Genomic DNA, 12,530 nt, shown 5'->3' with positions numbered 1-12,530 from the left:
TCGAAGACCCGTCCATCAATCTTTCATCGATTGTTCACGCAGCGAGTCGGCCAGGAGATTAAGGCCCAGCACGAACGACATCAGCGCGATCGTCGGCGGCAGCGCCGGATGGATGAAGGAGCGCAGCAGCCGGCTGGCATCCTTGATCGCGGTGCCCCAGTCCGGGCTCTCTGGCGCCAGCCCTAGGCCGAAATAGCCGAGCGTGCCGAGCAGGATCGTGGTGTAGCCGATACGCAGGCAGGCATCGACGATCAGCGGCCCGCGGGCATTGGGCAGTATCTCCCACAGCATGATGTACCAGGGCGATTCACCGCGCGTTTGCGCCGCCGCCACATAGTCGCGCGTTTTGATGTCCATGACCAGGCCGCGCACGATGCGGAACACGCCGGGGCTGGACGCGAACACCACCGCCACGAAGATATTGAGCTGGTTGGGATCGATGTGGATGATCCTGAACGGGTCGGCATCGAAGACCAGGCCGGCATAGACCCAGCCGCCAATGATCAGCGTCAGTCCCAGGAGGATGTAGAGGCGGTCGGGCCGTTTCTTGTAGCGCGTCCAGAACAGCACGCTGAAGAAGATGATCGGGAACAGGAAGAACAGGCCGGCCATCATGTAGGGAATCGGTGTCTCCATGATGCCCGGCGTCACCAAGAGGTAGAACAGGAGGATCACCGGGAAGGCGAGCACCAGATTGGCGAGGAAGGACAGCACGGTGTCGATCCTGCCGCCGTAATAGCCGGCCGGCAGGCCGAGCGTGATGCCGACCATCAGCGCGAAACCGGTCGCCGCCGGCGCGATGATCAGCACGATCTGGCTGCCATAGACCATGCGGCTGAACACATCGCGGGCAAGCTTGTCGCCGCCGAACAGGTAGACAAGTCCGGATTGCGGCTCGACCGCGCCCGGCAGCGCGTCCTTCATGATCGGGATCTGGACAAGCGGATTGAAGGGCGAGATGGTCGACGCGAAGATCGCCGTGAACAGCCAGAATAGGCAGATGCCGACGCCGACGATGCCGACGCTGCTGTCGAACAGCTGACCGTAGAGGCCAAGCCTCTTCTTGTAGGCGAAGCTCGCCCCCATCACCAGGACGAGAGCGATCCAGACCGGCCAGAAACGCGCAAGCACGCCAAGCACCACGTTGAAGGCGCCGATATATTCAAGCTGCATCCGCCCGATCCCCTATTGAACTCTGATACGCGGATTGAGAAACGCATAGCCGACATCGGAAATGAGCTGCGTGATCAGGACGATGAACACCGAGACCAGGGAGCAGCCGAGCAAAAGATCGATGTCGTTGTTGCCGGCCGCCTCGACCAGCGTGTAGCCGAAGCCTTGATAGCGGAACATCACCTCGACGATGACGACGCCGGTGAGCAGCCAGGGAAATTGCAGCATGATGACAGTGAACGGCGCGATCAGCGCGTTGCGCAGCGCGTGCTTGACCACGACGCTGCCGAAGGAGAGGCCCTTCAACCGGGCGGTGCGGATATATTGCTGCGTCATCACCTCGACCATCGAGGCGCGGGTCATGCGGGCGATGTAGCCGATGCCGTAGATCGCCAGCGTCATGACAGGCAGCGTGAAGTTGTAGAAGGTGATGCCCCGGCTGGCCGAAGCCGCCGAACCGTTCAGCAGGCCGAGCCATGAGGCGAAGATGACGGTAAAAATGACGCCCGACACATATTCGGGCGTCGCCGTCGAGGCGATCGAGGCGACAGACAATGTCCGATCCGTTCGCGAGCCCTCACGCATGCCGGCGAGAATGCCGATCAGAAGCGAGATCGGCACCATCACCATCAGCACCCAGAACATCAGGATCCCGGTAGCACTGAGCGCCGGGAAAAGCTTCGACGCGACCGTCGTCTTGAACTTGGTCGAGCAGCCGAAATCGCCCTGCAACACGCCGGAGAACGTCGGCTCGACAGGATCGTTGCAGAAGGAAAAACGTCGCCCGGGCTTGCCCGTTGCCGGGTCTGTGACCGGCTGCTTGGGCACGACACCCAGCCATTGGCCGTAGCGGGAGAAGAAATTCTGGCGGTAGCCATGATTGACCAGCCAGCTTTCGAGCTGCTCGGCCGAGGTGTGCATTTCGGTCTGGCTAATCGCCAGCTTTTTCAGATTGGGGTCGAGATTGATCAGGAAGAACACGACCAACGTCAGGCACAGCATCGTCAATGCCATGGTGCCGAGGCGTCGAAGGATGAAAGAAAGCATGGCGGTCCCCTGCCGGTCTGGTTGGGGTTGAGGCCGGCTTGGAACCAGCTCAGCCGCTATCGGCGGAGCTGGCTGTCAAACGGACCCTCAGAATGCGATCAACCCTGTCTTATTGCACGCCCTCATCCGAAGAGTTTGCGCTTTTTTGCTGCGCCGACTTTCGGTTGTGGGATCATGCATGGCGTGGGTGGAAGGGGCGAACCGCCCCTTCCACGATCGATCCGATCAGGCCTCGTCGAGCCAGACCTTGCCGTAATCGCGCTCGAAGGTCGGGTGCATGGCGTAGTTCTTAACCGCCGCGACCGAATGGCTGTACAGCTTGCGCCAGTAGGGCTGGATGATGATGCCGGAATCCTGCAGGATCTGCTCGATGTCCTTCATCATCTCCTTGCGCTTGGCGGCGTCGGCGACCGAAAGCGCGGCGTTGAGCTTGGCATCCCACTCGGGATTCGACCAGGCAGTTTCGTTCCAGGCTTCTCCGGTGCGGTAGCCGATCGCCAGAACCTGGACGCCGAGCGGCCGCATGTTCCAGTTGGTCATCGACAGCGGATACTTCGTCCAGTCGTTCCAGAACGTCGAACCCGGCAGCACCGTGCGCTTCACCTTGATGCCGGCGTCGCGCATCTGCGCGGCGATCGCATCGCCGGTGTTCTTGTGCCAGTCTTCGTCGACCGTGATCAGCTCGTGCTCGAAATCGGCCTGCCCGGCTTCCTCCATCAGCGCCTTTGCCTTAGCCGGATCGCGGGCAATCTTCGGCAGCTCGTAATATTCCGGATGGATCGGGGCGACATGGTGGTTTTCGGCGACAGTACCGGCATCGCCACCGCCCAGCTGGAGCACGACAGCGTTGTCGACTGCGAGCTGCAGCGCGTTGCGGACCTTCTGATCATCATAAGGCTTGTTGGCCACGTTGGTGCGGCAGACGATGGTCGCTGCGGTGACCACCTCGTACTTGACCAGGTCGACACCGTCGAGGATCGACACATAGTCGGCTGACGTCTCGAAATTGGTATGGACCTCTCCCGATTCGAAGGCGCTGACCGTGGCCGCCGGATCGGTGCCGTAGTCGATGAACTCGATGCCGTCGAGAAAGACCTCGCCGTCCCACCACTTGTTGTCTTCGCGCCGCTTGTAGACGACTTTCTGGCCGACATCGTAGGAGACGAGCTCGAAGGGGCCGGTGCCGATCGGGCAGGCTTTGAAATCGCCACCCTTTTCGTCGAAGGTCCTGTGGACGACGAGACCGGGATAGTCGCACACGTTGGGGATGAGGGCGATATCCGGCGTGCTGAGCTTCAGCTTCACCGTCAAATCGTCGACCTTGGTGACTGCGCTCTCATCCAGCTTGTCGTCCTTGACCAGCGAGCCGAGACGGCCGGGCATGGAATTGCCTTCGGCCTTCTTGTCGGCCCAACGCTTGAAGTTGAAGATGACATCGTCTGCGGTGAACGGATCGCCGTTGTTCCAGGTGACGCCCTTGCGCACATGCAGCGTGTACTCGGTGGCATCGTCGTTGACGTCCCAGCTCTCGAGCAGGTAGGGGCGGAACGTGTATTCGTTTGTGTACTTGACCAACGGCTCGAGCGCCTGGCGCTCGGCATTAGCGATTTCCGACCAGTCGGCCTTGCGCGGATCCTTCGGATCCTTGATCCACATAGCGACCTTCAATATGCCGCCCTTCTTGCCCTCCACGTCCTGCGCTCTCGCCGGCGTCGGGTCGGCGAGGCCGAGCATGCCATAGGCCATCGCCGTGGACGCGCCGAAGACGCTGGCCAAAGCGAGAAACTCGCGGCGATCGACACGTCCGGCCCTGGCTTCTTCGGCCATTACGTGGATGTGATCCGGAACGCGATCGCCATTACTCTTGTAGATTGTCATCACGAACTCCCATTGTTGGCTTTCTGCCTTTTACCATTCCGCATCCGGGCCATGATGTCAAAAACGGCACGGATTGGGAACATGCCAAGGAATGTGCAACTTTGGAAGGGAAGCAGTTCGCGTGATAACGACAGTCTTGGCGCAAAATTGCTATTGCCCGGCAGATTTCGCTCGAATATCCGGCATCGATTAAACTGAGACATTCACTACAGCGCCGCGCGTCCTCGTGGACGCGCAAAGGACGCTGTAGCGCTTTGATTTTGCGCATAATCCTTTGCCGAAAATCGATTTCGATTTTCGGGGTCATGCGCGAAGGTCTGCACGGCGCCAGTTGATCGCGGATGTCGTGCAAAAACGGCGGCGGCGGCAGGCTTCAGTACTCGCGCTCGTAGAAAACGCCGCCCTTGGCTTCGCCGGCGTCGGTGGCCTCGCCGCGCAATTTGACGCCGCGCCCGACGTCGAGATCGATCGCCGCCTTGCCCGAACCCGGCTTGTCGCCTTTCTGGATCGTCACATAGGTGCGGTCGTTGAGATATTTGCCGGCCGAGACCGCGGTGCCGCCCTCCTCGTCCGTGATGACGTCGAGATCGTCGACGCCGATCGCGCTGCGCAGGTTCTGGAGCAGCGACGTCGAGCCGCCGACACCGGCCAGTTGCGCGGCGGCTTCGGCAAGCTGGGCGATCTGCAGCGGCGACAGGTTCGACATCGAGCGGCCGAAAATCAGTTGCGCCAGAACCTCGTCTTCCGGCAGCGCCGGCACCGACGAGAAATTGAATTTCGGATTGGTCGCCTCGCCCGATACCACGATGGTGACGGTGGCGCTGCTCGTCGTCGATGTCGCTGTGAGGTTGAGATAAGGCACCAGCGACCCTGAAAAGCCGACAGTGCCTTCGGTGAAGGTCAGCCGCTTGGCGAGGATCGTCAGCCGCCCGCGCTGCAAGGTGAAGGTGCCGACCGCTTGGGGCGACGACGCCGGGCCGGTCAGCCGCAGCGAACCGCCAAGCTCGGCATCGACGCCCCTGCCCTGGATGAATATCTGGCTCGGCGCGTTCACCGTGACATCGAGGTTGAGGCCGCTGCCACCGCTACTGCCGCTCGCCGTCGCCGGGCGCAACGCCTTGTCCTGCGCGCGCACGGCCGCCGGTGCGTTCTTGTGCTTGACGTCGAGCGCCGCCAGCGAGCCCGGCAGTTTTTCGGGAACGGTGATGACGGTCTTGGCCAGGTTGACCGTGCCCGAAATCACCGGCGCCGATGCGAGCGGACCCCTGATAGTCAGGTCGCCGCCGAGATTGGCGGTGACCACCCTGCCGTCGGTGTAGCGGCCGTCGACGAGCCTGACCGTCAGGTCGGCCGGAAAACCTTGCGCCGGAACGATGCCGACGGTGCCGCTGGCAGACAGGCTGCCGCGCGTCGACAGCGTGCCGGTCAGGCGGTTGATTCTGGCGACGCCGCCGCCGATTGCGACATCGGCGGCGATATCGTTGATCGCAAGGCCCGAGCGTGCATCGATCAAACGGGCACCTGACGTGCGGACCGTGCCTGAGATCACCGGCGATGTCGCTGGGCCGCGCACCTGCAAATTGACGTCGGCCGTGCCGCTCAAGGACAGGCCTTGAGCAGCGAGTGTCCGAGTGAGGAAGGCGAACGGCACCTTGCCGGAAAAGTCGAGATCAAGGGTGGGCGTGCCTGATGTCGTCATCGTGCCGCCGCCCTTGAGACCGAGGCCGGCGCCGTCGCTCATGTCGGCGTCGAAGGCCAGTCTGTTGCCCGAATATGTGCCGGAGGACGAAACACCCATGCCGCCGAAACCGGCACCGCGGGTCTGCGACGTCTGGACGCCTGCGGCGTCGATCTTGAAGGCAACGGCCGGATTGGCCGGCGCGCCCGTCACCTTAACCGTGCCCGAGATCGAGCCGGCGGCATCGAGGCCCGGCGAGAAACTGTTGGCGAGCGAGATCGGCACCCGGGCCAGCGTCGCGTTGAGATCGAGCGCCTGCCCAGCTTTGCCCGTGACCGTCGCCGTGCCGCCGCCGAGGTTGAGCACGAGCCTGTCCAGGTTGGTGGTGCCGTTGGCGATGGTGATGGTCGAGGCCTGGGCGATCGCCGCCTTGATGCCACGCATGGTCGCCTCGCCGGAGGTGAGCTCGACCGTCGTCGTGCCACTGGCGATCCTGACGCGGCCGGCGGCCCTGGCCGGAATATCCTTGACGGTGGCGCCGCCGGAAAAGCCGGTCCAGTCGGCCTCGCGCGTGAGGTCGACATCGATGCCGCGAATGACGGTGCCGCCGGAGGTGACGCTGTCGGCACGGATTTTTCCGGAGATCACTGGCGCGGCGAGATAATTGGCGATCTGCGCATCGATAGTGACCGTCTTTGCCGAAAGATCGCCGCGCGAAATCGAAGCCGTCGAAGCCTTGATGGTGACTTCAGGCGCATTGCCGGTCTTCGAGAAGACGATCGTGCCGCGCACGTCGCCTTCCGCCTTTTCCAGCGCAAGCGCTGCGAGCGGTCCGATATCAGGCAGGTCGAGCGCCACGGTGCCATCAGGCACGAAGGCATTGTCAAGTGCCAGGTCGCCCGATATCCGGTTCTTGCCGAGCGACAGCAGAAGCCCGTTGATGGCGCGCTTGCCGTCGGACGTCGCCAGCACGGCACTGCCTTGCAGGGCCTGGCCCGCGACATTTCCGGTCAGTTGCACATTGGCCGCCGGGTTGGCGGCATCGGCCTTGCCGGTGGCGGTGAGCCTCAGCCCGGTGATCTCGCGTTCAGCCACCGAAAGCCGGTCGCTGTTCACCGTCAGCGACAGGTCGGGCGCCGTGCCGGCGCCTTGCGCGTTGAGCGCGAAAGCGATGGCGCCCTTGGCATCCCCGGACAGAAGCGAGATGTCGGCCAGCACGCCCTTGATGTCGGCGGCGAGTTTGTTGTCGGCAAGGCTGGCCTGCCCGTCGGCGGTCAGCGCGCCGGATACCAGCCGGATCGCGTTGGCGGTGACATTGCCATTGGCGTCGCGCTTCAGCGCGGCACTGAGTTCCGTCCGCTCCGCGAGCACACCGCGCGCTGCCGCCGGCAGCGCTGCGGAAGCCGCATCCGCGCTAAGGTTGAGATCGATGGCGCCGTCGGCCAGCGAGACCCTTCCGTTGAAGCCGGTGTTCAGCGCGTCGCCCGTCACCGACCCGCTGTCGATGACGATGGTGTCAGCGGCGAGACTGCCCGCGACCTTGGCGGTGATCTTGCCGGCGATCAGCGGCGCGATGGTCGGATTGTCCAGGCCGATCTTGTCCGCCGTCACCGTGCCGGAGATCGGCCCTGTCCGGCTTTTCACGTCGAAGGCGTCCGAGTGCAATGCCAAGGTGAGCCTCTCGACCTTGGTAAAGTTCGTCGCGACCGAAGGCAGGACAGCGGAGATATCGAGCTTCGACTGCGTGCCCTGCCCCGCAGCCTTTACCGAAAGCGCCTGCAGCTCGAGCTTGACCGGGCTTTCGGTGCTGCCAAACGCCAGCGGCAGGCTCGGGCCGGTCGAGGCCAGGTCGAGCGCAAAATCGCTGATGCCGTTCGGATTGATGGTGCCGGCGGCCTTGCCGGAAACTTTATCTCCGGTAAGCGTCGCTTGATCGATGGCGATGCCACTGGCGGATGAGAAGCTGCCTGCCGCATCGACATTGAGCGGACCGAGTCCCGCCTGGCGTGTCTGGCTGGTTTCGGCACCGTTGAGTTGCGCATTGAAACGAATGTCGGGGGCAGCCGACGGTCCCGTCACTTGCGCCGTGCCGCCGAGCGTGCCCGCGGCGTCGAGGCCGGGGGAAAAATCATTGGCAAGGGCGGCCGGCAGCGCTGAAAACTCTGCCGCGAGGTCGAGCGTCTGGCCGGCAGTGCCGGACACGGACACCGATCCGCCGCCGACATCGAGCATCAGCCTCTCAATGCTGGCTGTGCCATTGGCGATGCTCAAGCTCGACGGCTGTGTGATCGCTGCCTTGATGCCGCGGATGGTCGCTTCGCCCGAGGCGATCTCGACGCTGGTCGTGCCGTCCGCGATCTTCACCCGGCCTTCGGCTGTGGCCGGAATGCCAGATACGGTGGCGCCGCCGGAAAACCCGGTCCAGTCGCCGTCACGCTTCAAATCGACCCCGATGCCGCTGATGACGGTGGCCCCGGATGTGACCGTATCGGCCTTGATCGAGCCGGAGATCGCCGGGGCCTTGAGATAGTTGGCGACCAGTGCGTTGACGGCAATGGTCTTTGCCGCCAGATCGCCGCGCGAAATAGACCCGCTCGTCATATCGATCGCAACCATCGGCGCGCCGCCATCATTCGAGAGGCGGATGCTGCCCTGCACGTCGCCCGCCGCCGCCTGACCGGCAAGGGCGGCCAGCGGGCCGATATCGGACGCTTCGAGTGTCAACGTCCCGAGCGGCAGCAAGCTGTCGTCGAGAGCGAGATCACCCGAGATCTTGTTGTCGGCCAGCGACACGCTAAGCCCGTTGATGGAACGCTTTCCGTCACGCGTGACCAGTGATGCCCTGAGATCGAGCGGCTGGTCGTCGACGGATCCAGTCAGTGAGACATCGGCGGCGGGGTTGGCGATGTCGGCCTTCCCGGTCGCCGCCAGCTTGATCGTCTTGACCGTATGACCGGACGCCGTCAGGCTGTCGCTGTCGGCCGAGACCGAGAAATCCGGCGCCGTGCGCGCGCCGCTCGCCGTCAGCGCGAAATCGACGGCCCCGCCGACGGGTATGCCAACCATGGGCGACAGCACCGAAACGTCACCGAGCGTGCCCTTGATGTCGGCCTGGATGTCGGTGCCCGTCGCGCTGGCGGTGCCGCTGGCGCTGAGCGTGCCCGAAGTGAATTGCAGCGCATTGGCGGCAAAGGAACCCTGCGGATCGCGGGTCGCCGTCGCCGAGAATGTCACACGCTCGCCGAGAACCGAGCGGATCTGCGGCGGCAGCGCGGTCGAGACGGCATCGGCATTCATCTTGAGCGTCATCGCCAAATCGGCCAGCGTCACCCTGGACGTCACCGAGGCGTTGAGCGCGTCGCTGCGCAGCGTGCCTTGATCGACGACGATCTCGGCCTTGCTGACCGATCCGGCGAGGTCCGCTGTCACCCTGCCGGTCACCAGCGGCGCCAGCGTCGCCACGTCCGTGTTCAGGCCACCGGCCGCAAGCTTGATGGTGACCGGTCCGCTGCGGTCCTGGATGTCGAAGCCGTCGGAATGGATTTCAGCCGTCAGATCGTCCACCCGCGTGCCGCCCGCCACCACCGAGACCAGAGACGCGCCGATGTCGACGATCGGCGCCTTGCCGCCGCCGAACGCGCGGGCCGTGGCGCCGGTGATCGCGACGGTCACCGGCTGCGCCGCAGTGCCGAGGCTGAGCACAATCGGCGGGCCCTTGGCGGCGAGCTCCACCGAAAGATCGCTGGCGCCATTGGGGTCGATGATGCCCGCGGCGGTGCCGTGCACCGCATCGCTGTCGATATTGGCGCGCTCGACTTCGACGCCGCCCGTCACGATCGCGGTTCCGGCGAGGTCGAAGCTGGTTTTGCCGGTAAACAAGGGTTTTATATTGTCGGGTATGAAGCGCTGGAAGTCGCCATCGCCCTTGGCCTCGACATAGTTGCCCTTGTCGGTGAGCTGGTGGCGGCCGGTGAGTTGGGTGACGATCTGGCCGTCGACGACGAAGGTGCCGATGCCGCTCCAGTTGGCGACCGGCCCCGTGCCCGTGACGACGATGTCGACCGGAGGCGCATCTGGCAAATTGAGCAGATTGGCGATGATGCCGCCGGCCGGCTCGGACGCCTTCAGGTCGAGGTCGAGCTTGTTGTCGGCGGGTGCGAAATGGATGTTGGCGTCGACCTTGCCTTGCTTGCCATCATGGCGGGTGATGTTGAGGTTCGTTTCGAGCGCCAGTGGCGCCGCGTCGGCCTTGAACGCACCCTTGGCCGCCAGCTCTGCGATGCCGCTGCCGGCCAGGGCCTGCCCGAGCGCAATTTCTGGCAGGTCGATCTGCTTGATGTCGAGCGACACCGGCAGTGTGGTGGCACCACCTTGGCTCGGCTGCGTGCCGGCCACCGGCAATCGCGCCAGCTCGATGCGATCGGCGGCGATGCGGCCGGCGCTGAAGCTCTTCGACAGAAGCGCCAGCGGCGACCAGTCGACGGCCACCTTGCGCGCCACCAGCCAGGCGCCCTGGCGATCCTCCAGCACCACGTGGTCGACGGTCAGCGCGCCGGACCAGATGCCGTCGATGCCGCTGACCGTGACCTTCCGGTCATCGGTCGACGCCATGGTCGAGATGAGGCCGGCGAGATTGTCGCGGCCGCGCTCGGTCTTGGTCAGCACGACGAGCGCACCGACCACCGCCGCCACTAGGACGAGCAGCGTGTAAAGGACAATGCGGAGGATGCGCTTGAACATTGTCATCAGAACGCCTGGCCGATGCCGGCATAGATGCCGAAACGCGGGTCGTCGGGACCCCGGTTGAGCGGCACCGCCGCATCCACACGCAGCGGTCCGAACGGCGTAATATAGCGCAGGCCGACGCCGGCGCCGACCTTCATGTCGGAAAAATCCGGGAACTGCTCGGTCGAGACCGTGCCGGCATCGACGAACGGCACGACGCCGATCGTGTCGGTGACGGCGATGCGCATCTCGAGCGAGGTCTCGAAGTACGAAAGCCCGCCGATCGGCTCTCCGTCGATGTCCTTCGGACCGATGCCCTGATAGGCATAACCGCGCACCGAGCCGCCGCCGCCGGCATAAAAGCGCCGGTCGGCCGGAACATCCTGAAGGCCGGCACCGATGATCGAGCCGATGGCGACGCGTTCGGCCAAGACGAACTTCGAGGCCGCGTCGATCGACTGATAGGCCGATCCTTCGCCCCTCAGCTTGACGAAGGCCGCACCGTTCAAAATGTCGTAGCTCGGCTCGACATAGGCCAGCGCCCTGAATCCCGTCGTTGGGTTCAGCCGGCTGTCGCGATTGTCGTAGACATATTGCAGCGGAACGCTGGCGATCAGATAGGTGTGCTTGCCGAAGGAATCGGTGATCTTCGAATAGTCGAGCGCGACTTCCGCAGAAACCGTCTGCTGCTTGTCGAGTTCATAGGACAGACCGGTGTTGCCCTTGACGGCGAAATGGTCGTAGGCGTCGGGATGCTCCAATACGGTCCTGACGCCGGCGAAGAATTTCGACGCCGGCCCGACCACGCCCGGCTTTTCGAACATGATGCCGGCATTGTAGTTGAGCTCGGTCAGGTCGTTGCTGCCGATGCCGCTGATTGCGCCCTCGATGCGCAGCTTTTCGGCACGGCCGAACAGATTGCGGTGGCCCCAATAACCTTCGAGGCCGAGCCCCTCGGTGTTGGAGAAGGTGCCGCCAATGCCGAAATAGCGTGGCTTGCGCTCGCTCACTTCGACGCCGATCGGGATGTTGCCGTCGGCGTCGAGACTGTCGGCCTCCTTCAGCGTCACGCTGTTGAAGACTTCCAGCCCGAGCAGCCGGTCGCGCGCCTCGTCGACCTCTTCCGGCGAATATTGGCGGCCGCGCTCCAGGCCGGTCATGTATTCGGTGAAGTCGCGGTCGACTTTTTCGGTGCCCTCGACCGTGGTGTCGCCGTAGCCGGCAACCGGTCCGGCCGCAACGGTCAGCGTCACGTCGAGCGTCGAGGTGGCGTGGTCGGCAACGATCTCGCGATCCGTCACATTGGCCAACGGCCTGCCTTCCTCTTTGAGCGCCCGCACGATCGACGCCTCGGCTTTGAGCACGGCACCGGAACCGGCATCGCCGCCGGCGATCAGGCCGAAATTGGCGCCCAGCAGTCCCGCCGCATCGCCCTCCAGCCTGATGTCGCCAAGCGTGAATTTCGGCCCGGTCGCAATGTTGATCACCACCGGAATCGGCTGCGGCCCCGAAAATTCGGCGTCGGGCGGCAAATCATCGAGCGGCTTGCCTTCGATGGTGATGGTGACGACGCCCTCGTAGCGGGCGTCCGCGTAAAGTGCGGCGATAAGCTGATCGCGGTCGCCGCGCGCCTTGGCCAGCAGGCCGAGCGAACCGGAAACCGGGCGTTCTTCGTCGGCCTTCAGTGCCGACGCGTTTTCGAGCTTCTTGACGAGATCCTCGTCGGCGTCGGGCGCCTCGATGGTCACCGCATAGCGCAGCGGATCGACGATATCGGCATCTTCGTCGTCCGACGACCCCCACAGCTTGATGCCGAATATCTCGAAAGCGGCCGCATTTCCGCTCGTGGCAACCAGTGCAGTCGAGCACAGCAAAGCGAAAAGCAGGGCGTGCGAAAGCACGCGCCTTGGCGCGGTTCCTCCCGACATCTGCCTTTCACACGCCGACATTACAACTCTACACTAGCTCCCAAAGCTAAAATTGGAATGAAGTTCTGAATTGCTCGTAAAGGAGCCACAATCCAATTGTC

General features: G+C 63.9%; 5 protein-coding genes. All 5 read right to left on the bottom strand.

What is annotated here, in order from left to right; translation table 11 throughout:
* Nucleotides 1–15: 15 nt before the first annotated feature.
* The 5 genes from EOC94_RS22395 to EOC94_RS22375 all read right to left on the bottom strand — a co-directional run bounded on the left by EOC94_RS22395 (nucleotide 16) and on the right by EOC94_RS22375 (nucleotide 12,450).
* A complete protein-coding gene (locus tag EOC94_RS22395; protein WP_095482909.1) occupies nucleotides 16–1,173 on the bottom strand; it encodes an ABC transporter permease in 1,158 nt (385 codons plus the stop codon).
* A gap of 12 nt (nucleotides 1,174–1,185) precedes the next feature.
* The gene (locus EOC94_RS22390; protein ID WP_127293514.1) at nucleotides 1,186–2,220 is read right to left on the bottom strand and encodes an ABC transporter permease; all 1,035 of its coding nucleotides are present in this window, start codon (nucleotides 2,218–2,220) and stop codon (nucleotides 1,186–1,188) included.
* Nucleotides 2,221–2,445: 225 nt separating this feature from the next.
* Nucleotides 2,446–4,098: an ABC transporter substrate-binding protein gene (locus EOC94_RS22385; RefSeq protein ID WP_127293512.1), complete on the bottom strand. Its 1,653-nt coding sequence runs from the start codon at nucleotides 4,096–4,098 to the stop codon at nucleotides 2,446–2,448.
* Nucleotides 4,099–4,471: 373 nt separating this feature from the next.
* Nucleotides 4,472–10,522 carry a translocation/assembly module TamB domain-containing protein gene (locus EOC94_RS22380; protein WP_127293510.1) on the bottom strand — a complete coding sequence of 2,017 codons (6,051 nt, stop codon included), beginning with the start codon at nucleotides 10,520–10,522 and terminating at the stop codon, nucleotides 4,472–4,474.
* Complete coding sequence (locus tag EOC94_RS22375) at nucleotides 10,522–12,450, bottom strand: autotransporter assembly complex family protein (RefSeq protein ID WP_127293508.1); 1,929 nt, start codon at nucleotides 12,448–12,450, stop codon at nucleotides 10,522–10,524. The genes EOC94_RS22380 and EOC94_RS22375 overlap by 1 nt, the downstream gene beginning before the upstream one ends.
* Nucleotides 12,451–12,530: the final 80 nt, after the last annotated feature.

The organism is Mesorhizobium sp. M6A.T.Ce.TU.016.01.1.1, from assembly GCF_003997065.1.
In the GTDB taxonomy this organism is placed as follows: domain Bacteria; phylum Pseudomonadota; class Alphaproteobacteria; order Rhizobiales; family Rhizobiaceae; genus Mesorhizobium; species Mesorhizobium mediterraneum.
This window is presented reverse-complemented; position numbering and strand designations above follow the sequence as displayed.

Excerpts from the sequence above, each read along its gene's own strand:
- EOC94_RS22395 (WP_095482909.1), bottom strand. The coding sequence starts at position 1,173 with ATGCAGCTTGAATATATCGGCGCCTTCAACGTGGTGCTTGGCGTGCTT.
- EOC94_RS22390 (WP_127293514.1), bottom strand. The coding sequence starts at position 2,220 with ATGCTTTCTTTCATCCTTCGACGCCTCGGCACCATGGCATTGACGATG.
- EOC94_RS22385 (WP_127293512.1), bottom strand. The coding sequence starts at position 4,098 with ATGACAATCTACAAGAGTAATGGCGATCGCGTTCCGGATCACATCCAC.
- EOC94_RS22380 (WP_127293510.1), bottom strand. The coding sequence starts at position 10,522 with ATGACAATGTTCAAGCGCATCCTCCGCATTGTCCTTTACACGCTGCTC.
- EOC94_RS22375 (WP_127293508.1), bottom strand. The coding sequence starts at position 12,450 with ATGTCGGCGTGTGAAAGGCAGATGTCGGGAGGAACCGCGCCAAGGCGC.